Annotated in this window: 24 protein-coding genes and 4 pseudogenes; 16 read left to right on the top strand and 12 right to left on the bottom strand. The window is 56.5% G+C overall.

What is annotated here, in order from left to right; all coding sequences use genetic code 11:
• Position 1 precedes the first annotated feature (1 nt).
• The 3 genes from AC097L_RS12965 to AC097L_RS12975 form a co-directional block, all read right to left on the bottom strand.
• A complete protein-coding gene (locus AC097L_RS12965; protein ID WP_479586846.1) occupies positions 2 to 226 on the bottom strand; it encodes a DUF2188 domain-containing protein in 225 nt (74 codons plus the stop codon).
• Between the two features lie 268 nt (positions 227 to 494).
• Positions 495 to 965: a PAS domain-containing protein gene (locus tag AC097L_RS12970; protein WP_479586847.1), complete on the bottom strand. Its 471-nt coding sequence runs from the start codon at positions 963 to 965 to the stop codon at positions 495 to 497.
• Between the two features lie 21 nt (positions 966 to 986).
• Positions 987 to 1,157, bottom strand: a complete 171-nt coding sequence (locus AC097L_RS12975) for a hypothetical protein (protein WP_479586848.1) — start codon at positions 1,155 to 1,157, stop codon at positions 987 to 989.
• 477 nt (positions 1,158 to 1,634) lie between these two features.
• Between AC097L_RS12975 and AC097L_RS12980 the strand changes: the two genes are divergently transcribed.
• Both AC097L_RS12980 and AC097L_RS12985 read left to right on the top strand, forming a co-directional pair.
• The gene (locus AC097L_RS12980; RefSeq protein ID WP_479586849.1) at positions 1,635 to 1,775 is read left to right on the top strand and encodes a hypothetical protein; all 141 of its coding nucleotides are present in this window, start codon (positions 1,635 to 1,637) and stop codon (positions 1,773 to 1,775) included.
• Positions 1,776 to 1,784: 9 nt separating this feature from the next.
• Positions 1,785 to 2,039, top strand: a complete 255-nt coding sequence (locus AC097L_RS12985; protein ID WP_479586981.1) for a MerR family DNA-binding protein — start codon at positions 1,785 to 1,787, stop codon at positions 2,037 to 2,039.
• Between the two features lie 26 nt (positions 2,040 to 2,065).
• Here AC097L_RS12985 and AC097L_RS12990 read toward each other — a convergent pair whose 3' ends face one another.
• Entirely contained in the window at positions 2,066 to 2,464 is a 399-nt protein-coding gene (locus tag AC097L_RS12990; protein WP_479586850.1) for a DUF305 domain-containing protein, read from the bottom strand.
• Between the two features lie 587 nt (positions 2,465 to 3,051).
• Between AC097L_RS12990 and AC097L_RS12995 the strand changes: the two genes are divergently transcribed.
• Genes AC097L_RS12995 through AC097L_RS13005 form a run of 3 tightly spaced genes read left to right on the top strand, consistent with a single transcriptional unit; the run spans position 3,052 to position 4,872 of the window.
• Positions 3,052 to 4,122, top strand: a complete 1,071-nt coding sequence (locus AC097L_RS12995) for a flavodoxin family protein (protein WP_479586851.1) — start codon at positions 3,052 to 3,054, stop codon at positions 4,120 to 4,122.
• Positions 4,123 to 4,174: 52 nt separating this feature from the next.
• Positions 4,175 to 4,324, top strand: coding sequence for a hypothetical protein (locus tag AC097L_RS13000; protein ID WP_479586852.1), 150 nt, complete (start codon positions 4,175 to 4,177; stop codon positions 4,322 to 4,324).
• Positions 4,321 to 4,872 (top strand): DsbA family protein, encoded by a 552-nt coding sequence (locus AC097L_RS13005; RefSeq protein WP_479586853.1) that lies wholly within the window; start codon positions 4,321 to 4,323, stop codon positions 4,870 to 4,872. Before AC097L_RS13000 ends, AC097L_RS13005 begins: the two co-directional genes overlap by 4 nt.
• Before the next feature lie 171 nt (positions 4,873 to 5,043).
• Here AC097L_RS13005 and AC097L_RS13010 read toward each other — a convergent pair whose 3' ends face one another.
• A complete protein-coding gene (locus AC097L_RS13010) occupies positions 5,044 to 5,379 on the bottom strand; it encodes a J domain-containing protein (protein WP_479586854.1) in 336 nt (111 codons plus the stop codon).
• 817 nt (positions 5,380 to 6,196) lie between these two features.
• Between AC097L_RS13010 and AC097L_RS13015 the strand changes: the two genes are divergently transcribed.
• From AC097L_RS13015 to AC097L_RS13055, 9 genes are all read left to right on the top strand, one after another.
• Positions 6,197 to 6,772, top strand: a complete 576-nt coding sequence (locus AC097L_RS13015; protein ID WP_479586855.1) for an NADPH-dependent FMN reductase — start codon at positions 6,197 to 6,199, stop codon at positions 6,770 to 6,772.
• 104 nt (positions 6,773 to 6,876) lie between these two features.
• Positions 6,877 to 8,211: a class I SAM-dependent methyltransferase gene (locus AC097L_RS13020; protein WP_479586856.1), complete on the top strand. Its 1,335-nt coding sequence runs from the start codon at positions 6,877 to 6,879 to the stop codon at positions 8,209 to 8,211.
• A gap of 88 nt (positions 8,212 to 8,299) precedes the next feature.
• The gene (locus AC097L_RS13025) at positions 8,300 to 8,881 is read left to right on the top strand and encodes a sterol desaturase family protein (protein WP_479586857.1); all 582 of its coding nucleotides are present in this window, start codon (positions 8,300 to 8,302) and stop codon (positions 8,879 to 8,881) included.
• A 254-nt stretch (positions 8,882 to 9,135) separates the two neighbouring features.
• Positions 9,136 to 9,501 (top strand): hypothetical protein, encoded by a 366-nt coding sequence (locus tag AC097L_RS13030; RefSeq protein ID WP_479586858.1) that lies wholly within the window; start codon positions 9,136 to 9,138, stop codon positions 9,499 to 9,501.
• 259 nt (positions 9,502 to 9,760) lie between these two features.
• On the top strand, positions 9,761 to 10,630 hold the full coding sequence (locus tag AC097L_RS13035; protein ID WP_479586859.1) for a cache domain-containing protein: 870 nt from the start codon (positions 9,761 to 9,763) through the stop codon (positions 10,628 to 10,630).
• A 38-nt stretch (positions 10,631 to 10,668) separates the two neighbouring features.
• On the top strand, positions 10,669 to 11,055 hold the full coding sequence (locus AC097L_RS13040; RefSeq protein ID WP_479586860.1) for a transposase: 387 nt from the start codon (positions 10,669 to 10,671) through the stop codon (positions 11,053 to 11,055).
• Positions 11,052 to 11,384, top strand: a complete 333-nt coding sequence (gene tnpB, locus AC097L_RS13045; protein ID WP_479586861.1) for an IS66 family insertion sequence element accessory protein TnpB — start codon at positions 11,052 to 11,054, stop codon at positions 11,382 to 11,384. The genes AC097L_RS13040 and tnpB overlap by 4 nt, the downstream gene beginning before the upstream one ends.
• Positions 11,385 to 11,466: 82 nt before the next feature.
• Positions 11,467 to 13,023, top strand: coding sequence for an IS66 family transposase (tnpC, locus tag AC097L_RS13050; protein ID WP_479586862.1), 1,557 nt, complete (start codon positions 11,467 to 11,469; stop codon positions 13,021 to 13,023).
• Entirely contained in the window at positions 13,002 to 13,838 is an 837-nt protein-coding gene (locus tag AC097L_RS13055; protein ID WP_479586863.1) for a GGDEF domain-containing protein, read from the top strand. Before tnpC ends, AC097L_RS13055 begins: the two co-directional genes overlap by 22 nt.
• A gap of 198 nt (positions 13,839 to 14,036) precedes the next feature.
• Here AC097L_RS13055 and AC097L_RS13060 read toward each other — a convergent pair whose 3' ends face one another.
• Together AC097L_RS13060 and gad are read right to left on the bottom strand one after the other, a co-directional pair.
• The gene (locus AC097L_RS13060) at positions 14,037 to 15,737 is read right to left on the bottom strand and encodes an aspartate:alanine exchanger family transporter (RefSeq protein ID WP_479586864.1); all 1,701 of its coding nucleotides are present in this window, start codon (positions 15,735 to 15,737) and stop codon (positions 14,037 to 14,039) included.
• 28 nt (positions 15,738 to 15,765) lie between these two features.
• Complete coding sequence (gad, locus tag AC097L_RS13065; RefSeq protein ID WP_479586865.1) at positions 15,766 to 17,178, bottom strand: glutamate decarboxylase; 1,413 nt, start codon at positions 17,176 to 17,178, stop codon at positions 15,766 to 15,768.
• A gap of 328 nt (positions 17,179 to 17,506) precedes the next feature.
• Between gad and AC097L_RS13070 the strand changes: the two are divergent.
• Positions 17,507 to 17,620, top strand: a pseudogene (locus tag AC097L_RS13070) (transposase family protein); the annotation flags it as partial.
• A 98-nt stretch (positions 17,621 to 17,718) separates the two neighbouring features.
• On the opposite strand, the gene AC097L_RS13075 reads toward AC097L_RS13070, so the two are convergent.
• From AC097L_RS13075 to AC097L_RS13090, 4 genes and pseudogenes are all read right to left on the bottom strand, one after another.
• A complete protein-coding gene (locus tag AC097L_RS13075) occupies positions 17,719 to 19,053 on the bottom strand; it encodes an Nramp family divalent metal transporter (RefSeq protein ID WP_479586866.1) in 1,335 nt (444 codons plus the stop codon).
• 248 nt (positions 19,054 to 19,301) lie between these two features.
• On the bottom strand, positions 19,302 to 20,273 hold the full coding sequence (locus AC097L_RS13080) for a ferritin-like domain-containing protein (RefSeq protein ID WP_479586867.1): 972 nt from the start codon (positions 20,271 to 20,273) through the stop codon (positions 19,302 to 19,304).
• A 248-nt stretch (positions 20,274 to 20,521) separates the two neighbouring features.
• Positions 20,522 to 21,088, bottom strand: a pseudogene (locus AC097L_RS13085) (fasciclin domain-containing protein).
• Positions 21,089 to 21,324: 236 nt separating this feature from the next.
• Complete coding sequence (locus AC097L_RS13090) at positions 21,325 to 21,963, bottom strand: TetR/AcrR family transcriptional regulator (RefSeq protein ID WP_479586868.1); 639 nt, start codon at positions 21,961 to 21,963, stop codon at positions 21,325 to 21,327.
• A 59-nt stretch (positions 21,964 to 22,022) separates the two neighbouring features.
• Between AC097L_RS13090 and AC097L_RS13095 the strand changes: the two are divergent.
• A pseudogene (locus AC097L_RS13095) lies at positions 22,023 to 23,135 on the top strand (aldo/keto reductase).
• Between the two features lie 145 nt (positions 23,136 to 23,280).
• Here AC097L_RS13095 and AC097L_RS13100 read toward each other — a convergent pair.
• Positions 23,281 to 23,445: pseudogene (locus AC097L_RS13100) on the bottom strand (IS3 family transposase); the annotation flags it as partial.
• Between the last annotated feature and the right edge of the window lie 508 nt (positions 23,446 to 23,953).

Genomic DNA, 23,953 nt, shown 5'->3' on the forward strand with positions numbered 1-23,953 from the left:
TTTAACCCACTAATCGCCTAGAATCAGCCGGGCGGGGATATGTACGCTCTTCTTGAATGGTGCTGTCAACCCCATGAATCTTGACGGAACCGTTCTTATCGGCTGTGGACTCTTTTATAGCCGCCATCAGTTCCGCTTTGGTGGGCTTGGAAATGGAGGTACGTTCGCCCCCTTCCTTCGTCAAGTCCCAGTGTCCGGCGTGAGGTTTGGCGTGGTAGCTTTGCACGGTGTCTCCTGATCAACGAATAGCTGATCCTAGGAGCGTTCCCGATCTCACGCTGTAGGACGGCGTGCATTAAAGCTGTGACTATTCGTAAAGATAGCAGTACATGGTGGCTCTGGACATCCATCGCTTTACGATGTGGGCGGACGTCATCGTGACGTCAAACTCAAAGCATTAGTTCGGTGTGAATTCCAAACTGCATTTAGTCAGTCGAAAATGGCTCTTTTGGCGCTAACCACAAGCGCATTCACTTGAAAAAACCCGAGGACTACTAGCCCTTATGTTCCGGCTTTTCGACCAAGGCTCGAAGTCTGCTTTCACTCTCACGCATCGCATCTGCCATGACTTTTGCGTCATCTATGTCGTGCAACGCCCAATGTTGTTGCGCCATGCCCTCGTCGTCGTACTGAATGCTTGTGGTGAGTTCAACCCAACACTTTCTGCCATCCTTTTTGAGAATTTGCAGTTCGCATGTTTGAGTCATCCCAGAGGCAAAAAGGCGCTGGCGACAAGAGTAGTAGGAGTCTTGGCATGTGCTAACGATGAAGCGGCTTATTCGTTGACCGACCATGGCAGTGCGGGTAAACCCTAGAAAATTGGCAGCAGCCATATTTGTTTCTAGCACTAATCCGTTTCCGCCGACGGTGCAATAAGAGACGGGGGCCAAGTCGTACAGGTCAAAATAGCGGGCGCGGGTTGCGTCAAGCACTAGTTGTATACGGCGAAGCTCTTCGTTTTGCATCTCCAGTTCAATCTGGTGAACTTAAAGCTCGTGCAATGTTGTACGCATCGTTTCCAGCGACATGGCATTCGGGCTGTGTTGCAGTTCGTCAGAACTGCTCTGCATCAAGTCTTCCGCTCGCCTGCGGAGTTGTCCTGTGCCCGCAACCAAAGGTAATCCGCTGTCATCATTTTTAGGGATGGGGTTCATCATCATTACCTCCACCTTTGAAATATCTTTGCACATACCGCCCTAACGCAGTGTAGTACCGGATTGGTATTAAATTGGACTTCTCTCCAATTTCCCAGGCGAGACAAGTTACGCTGTGTCAAAAAAAACAGGCTAAAACAGTTGTCAGACTCACCAAGGGCTACATCCTGCCCAGTGGAAAGTCAAGGCACACACCAGTGCTGGAATCCTTTGGGCCATGTGCTATCCATCACTCTGACAGGGGGTGGCAATACTTTGGCATCCGCTCCAGCGAGAGACTGACCGACGCTGGCATTGCGCCCTGCTGCAGCCTATCGGGTATCCCGCCTGCAGAAGCTGAGGCAAACTATTGCCGGTAAATCGCCAGTCAGACCACGCTGGCGTCGGCCTGACTTAAATCAACGGGCCTGCACGAAACCCGGGGCGGTTCATAGCAGTGAGCAGCTCGATAGCGCGCAGGTCAGCTTGCTGGATGAAGCCTTGGACGAAGACCTTGCCGCTATTGAGCAAGAACTCAAGAACCTCACGCCACCCAAGACGGACGCTGAGCCGCACAAGACGTCCGAGCGTGCTGCGCTACCCGAATCATCGGGTGCCTACTGGTACTACCCGGTAGCATGAAGTGATCGCATCCGTTTAATCAAACGGGCGCAGGAACCGGGGACTTTGTTGGAACAGGTGTCCGAACTACTGCAGCTGGAAGATGGCGCTGACCCGCCTGCGATCCGCCATATTGCCAATGACCGGTTGGACGAAATTCAGACAAAGCGGAGAGATTTGACGCGGATGCAGCACGCGCTTTCGCACCTGATCAATGCCTGTGAGCACACCGCAAAGGGCTTGCCAAGTCCGATTATTTCAACGCTCACTGTGAACCCGTCATAGGTTGATGCGGCCCGTGGGATGGGGCCTCACTTTTGCTGGGCCAACCATCGTTCGAATTGGGCAATTTCTTTATTTTGTGCGGCGATGATCTGCTTGGCCATCTTTTTCATTTCTGGTGACTTGCCGTGTTCCAGCTCCATACGGGCCATGTATACCCCTTGCTGGTGGTGCATTTTCATCATCATCGCGAAATCCTTGTCGGTGTCGCCGGACATCGGTATTTTTTGCATTTTGTCCATACCCATCGCCATGGATGACTTCATGCCTTCTGAGCCTGCTGCATCGTGCGACATCTGACCCGATGCCATGCTTGCAGAGGGTTTCATAGGCGCAGCTGTCTGGGCGTGCCCCCAAAACGTAAAACAGAGCGCTGCAATCGGGGCTATGCACAGGGCACGAGCGCATTGACGTATTTCGTCGTTCATTATTTCTCCTGATTTGACATTCGGTTTTCATCACGTCCGTGCGTATATCGCCGACCGAATCGCACTACCGAGAATGAATCATCAACCGAGGTGCGTTGAACATCTGTGCGCCAGCACACTTAGGCTCGGCTGTATCGTTGTGGCACCAGGTGCTGCCTGCAACGACTTCAAACGTATTCACCGTCTCCCGAGGTCATGAGGCTCGTGGTACCAGAAATGCTATTTACAGCAACAGCCGCTCTCGCCATCTTGACTGGACTGGTATTCAGAAAGCTTTGGCCACGTGGTAATTGAAGTATCTGAGGCTATTTTTGCGGATAGCCGCTGTGAAAGAACAGTCCCATAGTCGAGACAGTGAAAGCTAGCAATCCCTTGAGGGAATCGTTGGCGGCGCGCATAGCTCTAGCCAGCCCATTCTTTGGATCACTCATTACGGGTATGCGGGACCAAGTTCGGGCGACCTGGCGCTGAGGCGCTTCAGAGCCAATAAAAAGCTGGCGAGTGTGCGCTGCCGCACAGACCCGGGCCGCCGCAGCGGCAACCATGGGTTACACGCCTAAACAAAGGCATTTACATCAGGACCCGCAGTGACGACCATCCGAACCGGACAAGCACCTGCAGAGCTAACCCGCGATGTATTCCGTACACGCTTCCAGACGCGGTTTTACGACCCAGCTTTCGCAGCGGAAAAGGATGCCATCGCCCGGTTGGAAGACATCGCCTGGCAGGCGCTGCAAGATGGCCGCAAAGCGCCGATCACCCAGCCTGCGGGCCCTGGCTACGCAGATCCCAGCTACAAGGTGTCGGTAGAATGGCTGGACACGCACAAGCGGCTACGCCAGGCACAGCAACGTTGGCAAGACAGCGCCACGCCGTCGCGAGTGCTGCTGGTGTGCGGTAGCGCGCGCAATGATGGCACTTGCCCCGGCGAGATCTCCAAAACCTGGCGTCTGACGCAGATCGCCCAGCAGGTTCTAGAGGCTGAAAATACCGAAACCGACTTGCTCGACCTGAGCCTGGTGACCTCTGAATACGGCCGCACCATCCATCCCTGCAAAGGCTGTGTCTCCAGTGCCATGCCGCTCTGCCACTGGCCCTGCACCTGTTACCCGAACCACGCGCTAGGTCAGATCAACGATTGGATGGCCGAAATCTACGAGCGCTGGGTCGCCGCACATGCCGTCATCATTCTGGCGCCAACCTACTGGTACCAATCGCCGAGTCCGCTGAAGCAGATGATCGACCGCATGGTCTGCGCCGACGGTGGCAACCCCGATCCGACCAGTACCCACGGCAAGCATGTGGCAGAGGCCAAGCGCATCGAGGAAAACGGTTGGGACTACCCGAAGCACGTGGCCGGCCGCGCCTTCGGCGTGGTGGTGCACGGCGACGTAGCTGGCGTCGAAGGCCACCGCAAAAGCCTGACCGACTGGCTAGAGTGGATGGGCATGGTCGACGCCGGTTCCGCCGCCAAGCTCGACCGCTACATCGGCTATTTCGAGCCCTACTACAACAGCCACGACACCCTGGACCAGGACACAGCAGTGCAGGAAGAAGTGCGCAACGTCGCGCGCCTGGTGGCTCGGGCGGTGCGCCAGTTACGTGCCGACCAACTCAGCCCACCAGAAAACACACCCAAGCCACCACGCCCGAAATAAAGCATTGCAAGCCACTGTTTCGTACACCCACAGCCACTTAAAAGGACACACCGTGATCGAGAAAAGCGCCGATGTGCATTGGGAAGGCCCGGGCAAGAAAGGCCTGGGCCAGATCAGCACCGAAACCGAGGCACTGGACAACGGGCCCGAGATCAATCCGCAGGCGACGCTGTTGCCAATTGCCGAAGGAGATGCTCCGTGATCGACCATCTGAGCCCGATAGAAACCACCGATGCCGGCCTGGCCGTTGCCGACCATATTCAAGGCAATGCGGAGGCGAAGCTGACGCTTGTCGAATACGGCGACTATGAGTGCCCAGCCTGCATCCAGGCCGAACCGTTGATGCGCCACTTGGTTGAAACCGAGGGCAAGCACCTGCGCTTTGTGTTCCGCCACTTTCCACTAGTGGAGGTGCATCCGCATGCCGAGCTGGCCGCCGAGGCGGCCGAAGCGGCGGCGGCGCAAGGGCAGTTCTGGCCCATGCACCATATGCTGTTTGCCCAGACGCAGCACCTGGAAATGGCAGCCCTTACTGGCTATGCAGAATCCCTCGGTCTGGACATGAACCGCTTCCAGGGCGAAATGGCCGACAGCATTTACACCCAGCGCGTACAAGAGCACCGCCGTGCGGGCGAACGCAGCACAATCCGGGCCACGCCAGCCTTCTTTCTCAACGGCGTAGCGGTCGATGTGTCGTTCGGTTTCGAGAAACTCACCGAAGTGGTACACGCAGCGTTGAAACGCCACTGAATGCAGAGTCCGGAAAGGAGTCGGTAGGTCTTAAGCCTGGAGTGCCAAAAAAGCCAGTTGGAAGACGCATTGCTACGCTAAACATAGCTACCTGCACAGGTAGCTATCACTGTCAGCATGCCCTCGACACGAGTGAACCACACGGCCTACTTCCACCAGACGTTGACGAGATTAAATAGGGCGAAACCCAAAGGGCCTTGACACGCTGGTCGTTGAGCCGGAGGCATTGAAGTTGCCCCCTAGATCTTTACAACTCCCTCTTCGGTCTGCAGTCAGACTGTGAAGTCCCATCTTTCGGTCATAGGCTTGGCGTGTCACAGGATCAGACAAGATCGAATAGGCGTTATTGATCAGCGTGAGTTTGTCATTGGAGATGACATCGTCATTCGAAATATTCTTATCGGGATGATGAAACTGGGCCAGACAACGATACGCCGCTTTCAAGACTTCGACACTTGCACGGGGACTGATTTCAAGAACGTCATAAAGCGTATCTTCAGGTTTCATGAGATTGAGCCAGGTGAGCAAGCCAGAGAAGAATATCCACAACGGCTAATGCGCAGATTTGCATCAAAAATGCAGAAATTGGGCAGGCAGTTATGACTTCAAAGTAGGCTAATAGCTGGGAACCCGCCCATTAGTGCGCCGACACACATAGCGAACAAACGCTAACAAATCGGCAAGTGAACAATCACCCGCCTACCCGGCATTCCGCAAGGCTTGGCAGCGGACTGATCTTCATCGGTGCTGTTGCCATGCTTTTGCCCAATACGCAAGACTGGCACCCAGCTGCGTTAACCTACGCTGAGATAATGCAAGCATCAGTTTCGGGTGTTACTGCTGACCTTGAATTGACCAGTTCAGCGCGCTTGTGCTAACCCCGAACTGATAGGCTGCATCTATTGGGAAAGTCGCGTCCTGCTTCATTCTGCGAGGGCTTCGGATGGTCATGAAATTACTGGCGGTTATTGGTCATTGTGCAGTTGGCGTCAACACCCCGCACGATCTGCCACCTGGTAACGCGTAAGTGGGGCCCGACAATAGCGCGCCGCGCCGCGCATGTCTGGCGGTTCAGACAGCCTGCTGCTGCGATTGGACTTCGACGGTAATGTGCGACAGCTCTTGGAATTGCTGCAGCATCGAGTAATAGGAGGCGGGACCACGCTGCGAATGCTTGGTAACTATGGAGACAACCGTACTTGGTTTTCCATACTTTCGGTAAAGAATTCAAAGCAACCGAATTGGACGGCCACTACGTGGTCTATCGCACAGACCGCTACCTATGCCGGTTGTACCTTGGAGATCACACTCCTAGGAGATATCCATGCAGCATTACCAGATAGCAGTTGTCATCGGCAGTTTGCGCAAAGACTCATTGAATCGTCAATTGGCCAGCGCTATAGCCCGGCTGGCGCCTTCCAACTTTTCGTTCAAGCAAGTGCACATTGGTGACTTGCCCCTATACGACCAAGATAACGACGCACACCAGGCAGACACTGTCTTCCGTTTGAAACAGGACATTGCAGAGTCGCAGGGCCTATTGTTTGTCACTCCTGAATACAACCGTTCGATCCCTGGAGTTCTCAAAAATGCGATTGACCAGGCATCACGTCCTTACGGGCAGAGTGCATGGGTCGGTAGGCCTGCGGGGATACTGGGCGTATCGATTGGTGTCATCGGTACGGCGATGGCACAGCAGCACTTGCGCAACATATTGGCCTACTTGGACGTGCCCGTTATGGGGCAGCCTGAAGTTTTCATCCATGCCAAGGAAGGCTTGTTTGACGCAGACGGCAACATCGGTGCAGGAAGCAAAGAATTCTTGCAAAGCTGGATGGATCACTTTGTGGCATGGGTCCAGAAACAGTCACTCATCCCTGGCAAAACGTCTTCCAAATAACGTAGGGCGCCAAAGCCATATATGCACAAACAACGCCAGGCAGACCGGATAGGCGCCGAAATCGGGTTGCTGGCCGCTGCCGGCGTCATGGCACCGAGATCCACATGACAGCACCTCTTCTCCAGACTGCAACACCCACCCCGGCGCAGGTCGAATCAGCCGCACATTGCGATCTCGCCATCCATATTTTTGAACGCTTGCTACATGGCTTCGAAGGCAACGCCAGCTTACGGCTCTGGAACGATCGGCTACATAAACTAGGTGCCGAGGCATCCGCTTTCACACTGGTATTACGCGACCCCACTCTATTGCGCAGGTTGATTACCGCGCGCAGTCCAGTATTGTTGGCCGACGCGTACTTCCGGGGTGAGGTTGATGTGGAGGGTGATCTCTACAGTGCCCTGGCATTGAAGGGCCATTTCGAAGCGCTCACACTGCCTTGGCTGGACAAACTCTCGTTGCTGCTGGATGCCCGGCGTTTGCCTGCGCATGCAGGCAACGCCGCCAGGCCATCCAGCACCATATCGTCGCGCATAGCAGATAGGTTTTCGCATCAGCACTCCAGGAAATCCGACCAGGCGGCCATCGCTTTCCACTATGACGTGTCTAACGACTTTTATGGGCTTTGGCTGGACGCACAACGGGTGTATTCCTGTGCTTATTTTGAAACGCCGAAAGACTCCCTAGACCAGGCCCAAAGAAACAAACTCGAACACATCTGCCGCAAGCTGCGCCTGCAACCCAATGAGCACATGCTGGACATTGGTTGCGGTTGGGGTGCCCTAGTGTGTTGGGCGGCGCAACAATATGGCGTACGCGCGCACGGCATCACGCTGAGCCAGCAGCAGTTTGACTACGCTCACGCGCGAATTGCTGCGGAGGGCCTGCAAGACCTGGTTACGGTGGAGCTTCGCGACTACCGCGACCTCGAAGGCCAAGCCGTGTACGACAAGGTGGCCAGTGTCGGCATGTTTGAGCATGTGGGGCTGGCCAATCTGCCCACCTATCTAGCCACTGTGCAGAGAGTTCTGCGCCCAGGTGGGTTGTTCCTCAACCACGGCATCACCCACGATGAAGAAGGCTGGAACCAGACTGTGGCCACGGAGTTCATCAACCGCTACGTGTTCCCCGACGGGGAATTTGACTGCGTTAGCAACATCCAGCTGGGCATGGAGCGTGCAGGTTTCGAAATCGAAGACGTGGAAGCTCTACGTCGCCACTACGCCTTGACGCTTCGGCACTGGGTGCAGCGCTTGGAAGACAACCGGGATGCCGCTCTACGCCAAGTGGACGAACCCACTTTTCGTGTCTGGCGGCTGTACATGGCGGCCTGCGCGTTGGAATTCGAAGCGGGTGGCACCGGCATCTACCAGATCCTGGCTTCACGGCGAGGTGCTGAAACGTCTTTGCCGCTCACACGTCAAGACCTATATGTCTAATAGGCAGTTTGATTACCGTTAAAAACGAGATAAGAAAGTTTTAAAAACAACTAATTTTGGATTAAATTTCAATGAACGAAGGAAATATATGGCCATTTTCTCGCTGGAACATAGCAAATTGGCATACCGTGTAGATTTCGCTTTATATAGCATGGTAATCATATTTTTAACAGTTTTTATATTAATGGATGGACCGCGCACGCAGTGGCTCATTATGGCAACGTTCATCCTGTCAGGGCTAGGAGGCTGGACAATTATTGAATACGCACTCCATCGCTTTGTATTACATGGCACACAACCTTTTAAAAAATGGCATGCAAAACACCATTTGCGGCCCAAAGCGCTGATATGCACGCCTACGATTTTTAGTGCGACGTTGATTATTTTTCTAGTATTTCTCCCCACCTTTTTACTAGGAAATCTGTGGAGTGCCTGTGCTCTAACACTCGGTGTTCTTTTAGGTTATTTAGCCTATTCGATTACGCATCACACCATCCACCATTGGCAAATAGATTATTATTTTAAACATCGCAGGCATTGCCATGCACTGCACCACCATGCTCTCCATCTCGGCTGCTACGGCGTAACTAGTTCATTTTGGGACTATGTGTTTGGAACTTTTTGCCCAGCAGTTTTTCCAAAGAAAAGACGACGTGGTATGCAGGATTAGATTGAATTTTCCATATTTTGGAAACAGATATTTTCCAGCCAAGTATCGCTATTTCAGATTTTATTTTGCAGCATTGCTTCGTGCTTCTTTCAGAAGGTTCATCTTCAGAATTCACGATAGACAATTGAACCAGCTTGGCGGGTGATGGCACGTATATAGGGCAGCACTACATCCTACGCAAAGACGCGTGCATCGGCGACGCGGCGGTGGAGCGGGCTAGCACATGATGCAGAATCCAGTCCTGGGAGTCCCCTATGCGCCTTTCAACTCCGCCCAAACTGCCTTCACGCATTGCCTTGATGGCACGGCGGATTGAAACGCCACCTGCAATGGCAATAGCCATGGCCGTGCTGATGTCGCTGCTGATTGGCCTGCTGTGGTCGCTCTGGTGGCCGTTGGGTGCAGGGCTTATCCTAGTGTGCTTTTATACATCCCTAGGACTTTTGAGATTAGATACCAAAATTCTCATGTTCAGCACCGTGGTTGTGAGCGCAACAGTGATCGTCGCGGGTGTGGCGTTAGGCTGCTCTGCTGCTGCGGGCACGAGTTTTGTATTGCTCATCCCGCTCGGGCTTGCTTCTTTGGGAATAGAGGCTGATCTTGTCGATAAAGCGCCATAGAGGCACCGCGCGGTTCACAAACTATGGGTAGTACCGCCTGCGAAAGGCTAGCAGCGCAGCCCGATAACACCGTGTCTGAGTAGCTTGACTCTACCTAAATAACCACCAAAAAGTTTTGAACAATTCAGTTCGTCATTTTCAGCACTCTGTGCTTGCTGAAGCGGCTGCCAGCACAAATAATTCTGGACTAGCCAGTGCAGCGCGCGCTGAAAACCAACCGTTTAAGTTAAGGTGATCGAAATTCACTTCGACTGTTCAAATGAAAATCTATAGAAAAATAATTAAAAAAATCGAATCCCAAGTCAAGAGAATATCGACCACGCTGTTGGCCACTAGTTTTGTGGTTTTCGTTTGCCTGTCGTTGGTTTTTATGGATGGCTGGCGTAGCTGGTCGGCCAAAAAGCACCAACTAGAAGAAATGCAAGTCTCTACCGCAAATATGGCGAGGGCCTTGGCGCAGCATGCGGACGACACCATCAAAGCGGCCGATACGGTCCTCGTGGGACTCGTCGAACGTGTGGAGAATGATGGTATCGACTCAGCCTCTCTGGTACGACTACATTCATTGCTGAGGTTGAGGACTTCTGAGCTATCTCAGCTCAATGGTTTATTTATTTACGATCAAAACGGGCGCTGGATTGTTAATTCACAGCCATTTACTCCGTTAAATGCGAATAATTCAGACCGTGAATATTTTATTTACCACCGTACCCACAGCGATCCAGGTCCTTATATTTCCTCGCCGGTGCGTAGCCGCTCCACTGGTGAGTGGATCCTACCGATGTCACGCAGAATCAACTATACCGATGGTAGTTTTGCAGGTGTTGCGCTGGCAACGATAGACATCAAATATTTCAATCGGTTTTACAACGGTTTCGATATCGGGAAAGCGGGGTCCATCGTCTTGGTCTCCGACCGCGGCGTCCTGCTGACCCGCCGCCCACTTCTTGATGACTCCATCGGCAAGAGCATGCTGGAAACTCCGCTCTATCGGGATAACGCATCCAAGAAGTCATCTGGCACATTTACCGTCAAATCCACACAAGATGGGGTCGAGCGACAAAACAGCTTCCTGCATCTTCAGAAATATGTAAGCGCGCGGCGAACCCATCTTGAATGCACAGGGTGAAGCGGGCATCGTCCCCACGATGGAGGATCGTGGAGACGATGGAACAAACTTTGAATCAAGACCGCCCACGGCGGCGTGAGTACAGCCAGCAATTCAAGGTAGAGATACTGGCCCGCTGTGCCCAGCCTGGGGCCAGCGTAGGTGGGGTGGCCCTGGCGCAGGGCCTGCACTCGAACATGGTGCACCGCTGGATCCGGGAGCATCGAGAAAGGCAAACATCGGCACCGCCTGCATTCGTTTCTTTGCCGATGCACACGGCCCCGTGTGTTCCCGCACTGGAGTCGATCTCCGCCGGGTGTCCTGCACCTGCCGACGAGCCGCTCTTGCCTGAGGTTCATCTACAGATTCAGCGTGGCGAACTGCTGGTGCGCTTGCAATGCCCGTTGTTGCAATGCGCAGCACTCCTGCGTGAGCTGCTGCGATGATCCGCATCGACGCAGTTTGGCTGGCTACCGCCCCGCTGGACATGCGCGCTGGCACCGACACGGCGCTGGCCCGGGTGATCACCGTCTTCGGCGCTGCCCACCCCCACCACGCCTACCTGTTCGCCAACAAACGGGCCAACCGCATCAAGGTGCTGGTGCACGACGGCATCGGCATCTGGTTGGCCGCTCGGCGCCTGCACCAGGGGAAGTTCATCTGGCCAGCGCCGGGCAATGAGCAATGGCAGCTGGAGTCTGCCCAGCTCGATGCCCTGGTGCTGGGCCTGCCGTGGCAACGCATGGGAAACGCCGGCATCATCACCATGGTCTGAAGGCTGTGAGGCCTCCCGCCAAGTGCGCAATCCGTGGATCTGCGCATGACAGCGCAGGGCCTTCCTTGGCACACTTGCTGCCATGGCGGTACAGCAACAATCCCTGAACAATCTCAGCGCAGAGCAACTGCGTGAGATGGTCACCAGCCTCATGGGCCACGTGACCGACAAGGATGCGCAAATCGCCTGTCACCAAACCGAACTGCGCCATAGCCGGGCGCTCAACGCCAAACTCACCCACGAGAACGCGCTGCTCAAGCGCATGAAGTTCGCAGCCCAGTCTGAGCGCTTCAACGCCGAGCAACGCAGCCTGCTCGAAGATGAGATCGAAGCAGACCTGGCAGCAGTTGCCGTTGAGATCGAACAGCTCCAGCCACCGGCGGCTGCGCCTGACGCCAAACAACAACCCAAACGCCAACCGCTACCGGCCCACCTGCCCCGGCGCGAGATCCGCCACGAGCCCGAGTCCACCACTTGCGCCTGTGGCTGCCAGATGAAACGCATCGGCGAAGACGTGGCCGAGAAGCTGGACTATGTGCCAGGCGTGTTCACGGTGGAGCGCCATATCCGTGGCAAGTGGGCCTGCGCGAAGTGCGAAACCATCACCCAGGCACCGGTCGAAGCGCATGTGATCGACAAAGGCATCCCCACCGCAGGTCTGCTGGCCCAGGTGCTGGTGGCCAAATATGCCGACCACCTGCCGCTGTACCGCCAGGAAACCATCTTTGCACGCGCCGGTCTGGCCATTCCCCGCTCGACCCTGGCGCAGTGGGTGGGCACCTGCGGAGTGCGGCTGCAGCCGCTGGTCGATGCCCTGAAGGCCGAAATACTCAACCGCCGCGTGCTGCACGCCGACGAGACGCCGGTGCAGATGCTCAAGCCCGGCAAGGGCACAACACACCGGGCTTACCTGTGGGCCTACGCACCAGGTGCCTTCGAAGACATGAAGGCTGTGGTGTACGACTTCTGCGAATCCAGGGCCGGTGAACATGCCAGATGCTTCCTCGGAGACTGGAAGGGTAGCTTGGTCTGCGACGACTTCAGCGGTTACAAGGCCGGGTTTGCCAATGGCATCACGGAAGTGGGCTGCCTGGCGCACGCACGGCGCAAGTTCTTCGACCTGCACGTGGCCAATAAGAGCCAGATTGCCGGCTTCGCGCTGGAGCAGTTGGGCAAGGTCTACGACATCGAGCGCGAGGCCAAGGAGCTGAACACGGATCAGCGCCAGGCCATTCGGCAGCAGCACACCCAACCGGTGCTCGATGCGCTGCACCAGTGGATGACACTGCAGCGGCAGAAGGTTCCGGACAGCTCCGCCACGGCCAGGGCACTGGATTACTGCCTCAGGCGCTGGACTGCGCTGACGCGCTTCGTGGATGACGGGCAATTGCCGGTGGACAACAACTGGATCGAGAACCAGATCCGGCCGATAGCCATTGGCAGAAACAACTGGCTGTTCGCCGGGAGCTTGCGCGCGGGCCAACGGGCGGCGGCGGTGATGAGTCTGGTGCAGTCGGCGCGCATGAATGGGCATGACCCCTATGTCTACCTCAAGGATGTGCTAACCCGGCTGCCCACGCATAGGGCCAGCCGGGTGGTGGAATTGCTGCCGCATCGGTGGCAAGCTGCGAGCGCCTGATCAATAACCAGACAATCGGTAACGGTCAACATGGGATCGCCGCTCGCTTACAGAAATATCCGATTTTTGTAGATGCTGCTGTATCCACGGAAGAAATTCTGGCCGATTGGAGAGCAGATACTCTTTTGCACTCTGGCGGCGTGCTAGTGCTGCTAGTTGTGCTGAGTTCGGTCGGATTTCACCTTATCGGTCAAATCAAACGGCGCGCGAAAGCTGAAGCGGACATCGTTGAGGCACGCGATGCAATGCAAAAACTCAACCAGACGTTGGAGCGCTTGGCTCTACAAGATGGCTTGACCGAACTCGCTAACCGTCGCCACTTTGACATTGCGCTGAATGAGGAATTCAGCCGCGCAGTACGCCATGCCAGTTCATTGGCGTTGATCATGATTGACGTGGATAACTTCAAGCAATACAACGACATTTACGGCCATGCGGCAGGGGATGAATGTCTGCGACAGATCAGTCGGATTGTAGGAGCTGGTCAGAGCCGCGCGGGAGATTTGGCTGCTCGCTATGGAGGGGAGGAGCTAGGGGTGCTGCTTCCCAATACCGATGTGGCGGGCGCGATGGTTGTTGCCGAGAAAATCCGTGCGGCAATCAATAATCTGGCCATTCCACACACGGGTAGTGCGGCGGGGGTGGTCACAATAAGTGCGGGTGTGGATGCCTTTGTTCCAGCTCGGGAGCAAGACAAACCGCTGGAGCTGATTGAGGCGGCCGACAGCGCGCTGTATAAAGCCAAAGCCGGTGGACGTAACCGTGTTTGTCGAAATTTGATGGCAGTACACGCCGCCGAGCGCTCTCGTACGTGAGGAAGTTAGTAGCAAATTGCAGGAGCCTACATGCTCGATCCAGTAAAGACATTTAAGTTTGTCGGCGAACTGGCGCAAGATGCTGGACTTGTAGGCTCCAGCCAGTCGGTTGCCGCTACCTCTAGACTAAAAGTAAAGTCGTTGGTCGTTTTTAATAGGTCTTGCACCGATCGCTTCTAGCAGTATTGATTGGTGCGGCTATTTCGCCAGCACCATCGCAAAATAACCGAACACGGTGAGCAGAATGCCCGACACCGCATACGCCACCGGGAAGCCGATCCATGGCACCGAGCTGTTGACTTCTTTGGCGGCCTCGCGGGCCGGGCCGGAATGGCTGCGCGCACCGGCCACGCCGCCCATCAGTACCGCAGGGTTGATCTTGAAAATGTGCAAACCGATCGCCCAGACGATGAAGGGCGGCACGGTGCAGGCCACAAAGCCCAGCAGCACGATTTTCAGCGCGATGGCGGCGCTGAGCTGCGACAACAGGTTAGCGCCGGCGTTCACACCGACGATGGCCACAAAGAACACCAGGCCCATGTCCTCCAGAATGTTGCGGGCGGCGTTCGGCGTGTTGCCAAAGAAGCGCAGGCGCGACACCAGCGACGACACCAGAATACCTGACACCAGCAGGCCGCCGGCGTTGCCCAGGCCCACCGAAGCGCCGAAGGCGGGTACCTGCACCAGTCCGATCAAAAAGCCCAGCACCATGCCCAGCGACAGGGTGAGCAGATCGGTGGCGGTGCTGGGCCGCGCCACTGGGCCCAACAGGGCGGTGGCTTTTTCGATGGCGCTGCGCAGGCCCACCAGGTGCAGCACGTCCAGGCGCTGCAACTTGGTCTCCAGCCCGACCAGCAGCGGCGCGCCACCGCGCTCGATCGCGGTGAGCTGCACCTGCCCGGCGATGGCCGAGTCGCGAAAGCTCTTCAGTGTGCGGCCTATGGCATCGCGGTGGGTCAGCACGATCTCAGCTTGGTCCAGCGGGATGTTCAGTGCGCGGGCGTCGGGTACCTCGGGGCCAATCAGGCCCATGTGGTCGGTCAGCGCCACCAGGCTGCCGCCCAGCGCCACCACGTCGCCGTGCTGCAGCACCAGGGCCGGGTCGGCGCCCAGCAGCTGTTTGCCACGCTCCAGGTTTTCCACCTGGTACTGGGGAAAGCGTTGCAGCAATTGGGCGATGCTTTGGCCCACCAGCGAGGGGTTGACCACGCGGTAGGCGCGCAGATCAAACGGCCGGTAGCCGCTCAGGCCGGCGTCGTCCAGGTTCGGCACGCCATGGGCTGTTTCATATTCCCGCGCCGCCTGTTTTGCATCCACACCCCACCAGCGCGGCAGGTATTTGCAGATCAGGATGATGCCCACCGTGCCCCAGATATAGGTCATGCCGTACGACAAAGCAATCATCGCTGTGGCTGCCGCAGCCGTGGTGCCGGGCGGCAGCGGCACCACGCCGGAAGTGATGGCCTGCTCGGCCGAGCCGATAGCTGCCGACATGGTTTGCGAGCCGGCCAGGATGCCGCCGGCCGCGCCCACGGGCAGCTGTAGCCAGCGCGCTCCCAGCACCACCAGCCCCAGGCCCAGCAGGCTGGAGACCACGGCCAGGAAGGTGAACTTCAGCCCGTCGTCCTTGAAGCTGTTGATGAATGACGGCCCCACGCGCAGGCCCACGCCGTACATGAACAGGTAGTAGAAAAGGCTTTTGGTGAAGCTGTCCAGCTCCAGATGCACGCCGTTGGTGGCGGCCCAGCTGGCGATGGCGCAGCCGATGACGATGGCCGATGCCACCGGCCCCAGGCCGTAGCCCTTGATGGTCCAGCGGCCTACCCAGATGGACAGACCCACCACCACGAACAAAAGAATGAACGGGTTCTTTTGAAAGAACGTGAAGAGGGCCAGCATGGATGCCTTGCGGTGAGCGGGAGAAGTTCTAGGCCGCTGCTGGCACAACCGCTTCAGCACCGTGGCTGAAGGTGGGGCCGGCGACGGAATTCGGCACCGGGTTTTTCTGCAAAAACGCCACGCCGTGGCGCAGATCGTCCAGCAGCAGGGTCACCAGATCGCGGCTCACGCCATGGCGTACCAACACGCGCTGCACTACCACTGTTTGCCGGTCGCTGGGCAGCGGGTAGGAGGCGATCTGCCAGCCGCGCATACGCACCCGTTCCGACAGGTCGTATAAGGTAAAGCCATGCGCCATGCCGTCTTTGAGCTTGTAGCAAACTGCGGGCAGGCCGCCGTTGCCGTCGTACACCAGCTCCAGCGGGCCGAGCTTGGCGATCTCCTGCGCCAGCCATTGCGCGGTGTCGGCACAGGCTTGCTGGATGCGGGCATAGCCTTCGCGGCCCAGGCGCAGAAAGTTGTAGTACTGGGCAATGATCTCGCCGCCGGGGCGGCTGAAGTTCAGCGCAAACGTGGGCATGTTGCCGCCTAGGTAATCCACGTAGAAGACCAGGTCCTGCGGCAGATCCGCCGTGGAACGCCACACCACCCAGCCCACGCCCAGCGGCGCCAGGCCGTATTTATGGCCGGAGGCGTTGATGGATTTGACGCGCTCGATGCAGAAATCCCACGACAGGTCTTGTTGGATGAACGGCGCTACAAAGCCACCGCTGGCGGCGTCCACGTGGATGGGGATGTCCAGGCCCAGGTCGCGTTCCATAGCATTCAGCGTTTCGGCGAGAGCAGCCACCGGCTCGTAGATGCCGGTGAAGGTCACGCCGAGGGTGGCCACCACGCCGATGGTGTTTTCATCGCAGTATTCGCGCAGATCCTGCGGCTGCAGGCCCAGCGCGTCGCCGCGCAGCGGCACTTCGCGGATCTCCACGTCGAAGTAGCGGGCGAACTTTTTCCAGCAGATCTGCACCGGGCCGCAGACGAAGTTGGGCTTGTCGGTGGGCAGGCCAGCGGCTTCGCGTTTTTGCTTCCAGCGCCACTTCAGCGCCAGGCCGCCGAGCATGGCGGCCTCGCTAGAGCCGGTGGTGGAGCAGCCCACGGTGTCCCAGGATTTGGGGGCGTGCCACAGGTCGGCAATGATGTGGACGCAGCGGTTCTCGATCTCGGCGGTTTGCGGGTATTCGTCCTTGTCGATCATGTTCTTGTCGAGCGCATCGGCCATCAATTTTTGCACCTCGGGCTCGACCCAGGTAGTGCAGAAGGTGGCCAGGTTCTGGCGCGAATTGCCGTCCAGCATCAGCTCGTCGCGCACCATGTTGTAGGCCGCAGCCGGGGCCGTCGGGCCATCGGGCAGCCGGTACTTGGGCAGACAGCGGCGCGAGAAATCGGTGGCGTAGACGTCCTCTATGGTCTGGTCGTCGAGCTCTTTGGTGTGGTGCAAGGCCATGGTTTATTCCTGTGATGGGGTTTCTATCCGAAATACCCGTGTCAGAGGTAATACAGCCCAATGTAGGTCGCAGTCCATACGCACTTGGTGCGTTGGCGCACATAGCGTTCATTGAATATCAACCCGCACCCATTTTCTCTTCAGGCACGGGAATATCGTGGACCTACTGTGCAAAGAGTTCCTGGTGCTGCTGATTGATGTTGGCGTGTCAATACACACGCGTTCGACGGCAGACGGCAAGCGCACCGACTACAGAATAGTGCGGGTCGAAGAAAACGACCACGAATACTACGTCAGCGCTGAAATTTCGAACGTACCCACTATCTGTATGGCATGCAGCTCTGAGCATTTAATTGACCATGGCCGCAACGAACAAGTCATCCGAGATATTCCCAGCCACGGCAAACGTGTGGCCATTTATATCGATACCAGGCGATGGCGTTGCCAAGCGTGCGGTAAGGCTGTAATGGAGACACTGCCAGCAGTGAACTCTAAAAGAGAAATGCGCGTCTCGCCCCCTCAATGCGTAGGGGGAATATGCTACGTAGTCAATATCCGCTGCAACATCCATCCATTCAGCGACACGATTACCAAAGCAGAAAACCATAGAAGTATCGACATCGTGCGCCCAAAGGCGAAGTCTCCCAAATGTTTTCGCCGGGTGGTTAACCACAGCAGCGGAAAGATGGCAAACGGCAGTTGCATGCTCAGCACCACTTGACTAAACACCAGCAAAGCGCTCGCGCCAGCATTGCCATACCAGGAAACCGCAGCCATCGCGGGCACTATGGCAATGCATCGGGTCAGCAGAGCTCGCACTGCTGGCGACAGACGAATGTCCAAAAAGCCTTCCATCACAATTTGCCCCGCCAGCGTGCCTGTCACCGAGGCACTCAACCCGGAAGCCAGCAAAGCCACACCGAACACTGCACTGGCAATACCGACGCCCAGGGTCGGCGACAACAAGGCGTAGGCATCTGACAATTCGGTAATGGGAGGCATCCCTGGGCGGTTGAAGGCGCCTGCAGCCACGATCATGATGGCGGCGTTGACAAACAGCGCCAGCGCCAATGCCACAGTGGAATCCACCGTTGCAAAACGGATGGCTGTACGAGTGCCTTCAGGTGTTTGTGTGTGCTCCCGGGTTTGCACAATCGCAGAATGCAGATACAGGTTGTGCGGCATTACCGTCGCACCCACGATACCTACTGCCAGGTACAGCATTTCGGGATTTGTCACGATACCCGTACTGGGAATGAAGCCGCGCACCACGGAAGCCAGCGGCGGATGCAGCCACACCAATTGCACAGCAAAGCAGATGCCAACCAGGGTCACCAGCGCGATTACCACCGCCTCCAGGCTCCGGAATCCCCGTCTTTGCAGAGCCAATATGAGCATCACGTCTACGACGGTTACGCACACGCCAAGCAGCAGAGGCATGCCAAAAAGCAAGTTGAGCCCGATTGCCATACCGAGCACCTCTGCGAGGTTGCAGGCAATAATCGCGACCTCGCAGAAAGCCCACAGCATCCAGTTGATGCTGGGCGGAAAGTGCTGTCGGCAGGCCTGGGCCAGGTCTTGTCCGCGGGCTAAACCAAGACGCACTGCAGCAGCCTGCAAAGCCATCGCCATCAGGTTGGAGATGAAGATCACAGACAGCAATGCATAGCCAAATTGCGAGCCACCCGCGATCGAGGTGGCCCAGTTTCCGGGGTCCATGTAGCCAACGGCTACCATGTAGCCGGGACCAGCAAAGGCCAGCATGCGCTTGGCTGCACTGCTGGCGATACCCGGCACCGACACCGATCGGTGCACCTGCGGCAGGCTGGGGCAACCCCTACCTACGCGCTGTAAGCCCAGGGTTGCCAAGTTCATGGCGAGGCGGAAGGAGTGGTCACGGATGGGGCGGTCCTACCGTCGACCATGCGCATCAAATCGCCCGCTAGTAGCGTGCCTCCGGAGACCGCAATCGCCAGCCCGGCGATACGCCTCACCCACAATCCGGGCCTCCGTTTGCGCTGGGGTGCCTTGAACATATCTTGAATCAGTGAATATCCCATGGGGTCCTCCTAGATCAAAAGCACAAGGCCCCACCTGTCGGGCGACGGGTGGGGTGCCGAAATTTAGGCAAATGCACTGCTCATGACTAGCGAGCCATTCATGCCTACCGGGAAGAAGCCACCCCGTGAGACTGCTCCACTGTTGAGGTAAACGATGTTCAGTACATCACCAGGCGACCGGCTGTAGGCAATCCCATTGGGATCTAGCGGCACAATGTTGGAGGCACCGTTACTGCCGGTAATGCCCTGGTCCACGTCAGTGGAACCATCCAGTGAGTCGCGGGCGTTGGAAATCGCATCTGCAGCAGTGCGTAGGGACGGTGTTGCCAAGCCTTTGGAATACAGCACCGTACGCACAAGTCCCGCATGGTAGGCCTCCGCGGACAAGATGCCGGCGGCAGCCTCGAGGTAGGTTTTATTGGTGATTAGCGGCGCGGCACCCTTATAAGCGGTGACACCGACGTCTTCAAAAATAAAGGCCCCCAAAAGGAAGTTCTCGTCGCTTGCATAGGGGTCGAAGGCGACGCCAGGGCCTACCAGACCAGCCGCACGGGCGGCCGTCGAAAATGCACCGTTTGGATCAGTTCCACCCACATCAATCTGCGGCTGAGCCACGGCAGCAGAACCTAAAGCCGAACGCAAAAAGGCTACGTGGGCGATTTCGTCCAACGCAATCTCTTTAGCGTACTGTGCAACGACAGGGTCGGAAAAATTTACTGCGTGCCCACCCACCACACTACCCTGCGTGCCCGTGCCGGTCAGCATATTGGCTGGAAGCCCTGCGCCAAAGACGGCGTACTGGTAAAACTGGGCTTCCAAATACTCTAGATTCAGCGCGAAATTCAAAATCTCCACATCCGTGGGCCCGCTGGTCTGTGCCACCGCGTCATCCCCTCCGCTTCCACATGCGGTGAGGATCATCCCCCCCACCATACCCGCTCCAATGGCACTGCTCTTGCGAAAGAACTGGCGTCGATCGTCTAATTTTTTGGCCCGGGTTTGCAACATATCGATTAACTTGGATTCAGTAGACATAGTGACTCCTTGAATATCGCGGCTGGCGCGATGGGGGAAGACCAGACAACCTAAAGGAATGTTTTGCAGAGTTTTGAGATCTGTTCTGCACCCCCACCACTACGCGCTCCGTTACGGGCGTGTTCCAGGGTCATACTCGGGCCAAGTTATGCGCCAATCTGTGCGTTGGCACACACTGCAATACTTATATTTATCCCGTTCTGTACTTTTATTTGCGGCGCCCTTATCGGGTCTCGAACATCCCGTAGTTATTTGGGCAAAAGTATCTTGTCGATCACGTGGATCACGCCGTTCGACTGGTAGACGTCGGCAATCTTCACATTCACCACACCGTCTTTTTCATCGGTCAACGTGATGCTGGAGCCGCTGGCCTTGGCCGTCAAAGTACCACCGCTGATGGTCTTTATGGTGGCCGTGACCTTACCGTCCATCATCATCTTGCTGATGGCTGCGGCATCCCATTTGCCGACTACCACGTGGTAAGTGAGGACGGTGGTCAGCGTGCCCTTGTTTTCAGGCTTCAGCAACGTGTCCACAGTGCCAGCGGGTAGCGCAGCAAACGCGACATTGGTGGGTGAGAAGACGGTGAACGGGCCGGGGCTTTTCAGCGTATCCACAAGGCTTGCGGTCTTCACGGCGGCGACCAGCGTGGTGTGGCGTTTGGAGTTGACGGCGTTATCGATGATGTCCTTGGACGCCAGCATCGACGCGCCGACGACCATCACGTCGGCGGCCATTTAGCTCACCGAGATCGCCGACATTACAAGAGCTAGGCTTAAAGAAGCCAGTTTGCGGGTAGTTTGAATCGAGACCATGGAGTGCTCCGAATAGTTGGTAATAGAGCCGAAATGTTGCGGCTGATACCAATATGGAGCGGCGTTAAATCTGGATGTAGGTCTGGCCAGCGCACCAAGGATAAAAGTGACTCAGAATACATTTTGAAGTCGTTGGTCCACCGTAGCACCGAACAATAACGCCATTGGGCTAGCGGCTTCAACCTAGTGACAGCGGCCATCGTTTTAGCAGGCGCGGACTAAGCGGTCGTTAGGCTCTAATCACTGTTCCGCGTGTCAGGCCATGCCTGCATAGCCGCATCCACCATCAGTAGCAGTTTGTCCCGCGTTGCCCCATCTCGTGCCAGTGTTGACATGCCTTGAATGACCGCCATAGTGAGGCCTGCCAAAGCCTCTGCGTTGGAGCTGGCAGGCATCAGACCAGCGTTGACCGAAGAAACAATTTTGTCCAGCAGTCTCGCCTCTATGCCGCGTCGAATAGCTGCGAGCTCCTCCCTCACATCGTCAGCAGCGTTGGAGCAACTAATGGCCGAACTGGCCAGTAAGCATCCTGCAGGCGTGTCTGCACCGGTAAATCCTCGCGCTGAGGCTTGCATGAGGTTGCGTGCAGCGTCCCGACCATTGTGTGCCCGCGCAATGATGGACTCTGAGGTGACCGAGCCAGACAGATAACGACCTACAGCTTCCAAAAACAGGCGCTTCTTGTCCCCGAACACCGTGTAAATGCTGGACGGCTTAACCCCTAGAGCCGACGTCAAATCGTTGAGTGAAGTGGCCTCATAGCCATGGCGCCAAAACAGCAGCATGGCCTGTTGCAAGGCGGCCTCGCGGTTGAAGGACAGAGGACGTCCTTTCTTGCGAGTTGGAACTACTGATTGAATTTTTTGAGTGATCACTAGGAAAATTTTAGGAAGTACATTAACATTATCCTATCAATCACTAGGAAATAACAGTAATGTCACTCGAAAATTACCGCACGCTGGGCCGCTCAGGGCTCGCCGTTAGCCCCCTGGCTCTTGGAACCATGACGTTCGGTACCTCACGTTGGGGTTCGGGGGAAGATGAATCGCGCGCTGTGTTCAATGCCTATGTGGATGCAGGCGGCAATCTGGTCGATACAGCGGACGTGTACTCATCAGGTCGAAGCGAGGAGATGTTGGGCCGCTTTATCGCCGAGCGGGAACTGAGAGACAGCATCGTATTGGCCACCAAATCCGGCTTTGCCTCTGGGACGGGACCTCACGCAGGTGGCAACGGTGCCAAACACATCCGTTCGGCGCTTGAAGGGTCATTGCAGCGGCTGCAAACGGACTACATCGATTTGTATTAGGCACACGTTTGGGATTCGGTCACGCCCGCAGAAGAGCTGTTGGAGACGATGACGGCACTGGTGCGTGCGGGCAAGATTCTTTACTGGGGTATGTCCAACACACCGGCTTGGTATGTCGCCAAAGTCGCGACACTGGCTGCTGCGCGCGGCATGCAGGGACCGATTGCCATGCAATATTTTTACTCACTGACCAACCGCGATATTGAAGACGAGCATCTGCCCCTGGCTGCAGAGTTCGGCATCGGCATCATGCCTTGGAGCCCGTTGTCGTTTGGCTTGCTGTCTGGCAAATATGACCGCAGCACGGTGGAGGCATCAGCCCCGCGTGCAGGTGGACTACCGGGCGAAGCAGCTGCACCTGGCGAGAAGCGTCCGGCAGAAGACAAACGTTTAGACGGTGCCAACCCGTTTGGTGACTCTCTGTTTACCGAGCGCAATTGGAAAATTGTGGATGTGCTCAAGCAAGTGGCCAAGGATGCCGGCGAGAGCCCTGCCAGAGTCGCGTTGGCCTGGGTGACCGGTCGTTCTGGAGTTACTTCAACCTTGATGGGAGTGAGTCGGGTTGAACAGGTGGCAGACAACATTGCGGGGCTGGACTTGGTACTGTCAGCAGAACAGCGCGCTGCGCTGGATGCAGTGAGCGCCCCAACGACGCGCATGTTGTACAGCTTGTTCACGCCAACCATGCGGCAGCACGCGGTGTTTGGCGGAAGTGCTGTGAGCCCATGGCAGTCCTGACCACGGAGCTCTTTGTGCCAACTCAGAGCTTTGTTGAGTCCTGAATCGTCGAATATTCGTCGCCAAGATTGGTCGGACCGCCTTCCGACGCGCTGGTGCTTTGCCGCGCACCGACCCAGCATCCAGGTGTGCGGTTCGCTTTCCGGCGTGCATAGCCCACAGGCACGTCGCACCGCTGCTGATATGCGCGATACCAGCCCTTCAAAGCATTCTTGGCTGGATAGCCCAGCTGCCTGAGGGTGGGCCCGACCCGTTTGCCAAGCTTGATATAGAGCTCAACGGCTCGAATCCTGTCGTCGTAGGAATACATGAACTACCTCCTGGTAGTCCAAGTTTTCGTCCGCACCCCCCTTCGCCAGAGCTTGAGTCCATGTTGGCTACAACCGTCGTCAACGAAGTCTGGGGCGTTTCAGAGTTTGGTGCGAACCGTCAGATTAGTCATATGGAACCTTATCAAGTTGTGCGAAACCGTATTTAACTTTAACCGTTACGTCCATGAATGTCATAAATTAAATAGGGGTCAATTTTGGATCTCCAGTCCATGAATATCGAGCAAGCCTCGGACTTACGGCATTACCCAATCCAAGAATTCCGCCGCACCCCCAATTGGCACAAGTGCGCCCAACTGGTCAATTCAAAGTCGGCATCAACAAATCAAGATTCAACAGATCAACTGGATGGACTTCAACCGCTGCAATGGGTGTGTTCGAACAGATAATTTGAAATGGCGCATTTGCGTCGCTTTAGTGGAAAGCCCCTTTGATGCAACAGCAACCGAACTATAGTGGGGGTACAAACGGGGGTACGATGCTAGAAAA

The organism is Rhodoferax sp. RT5P35, assembly GCF_056521385.1.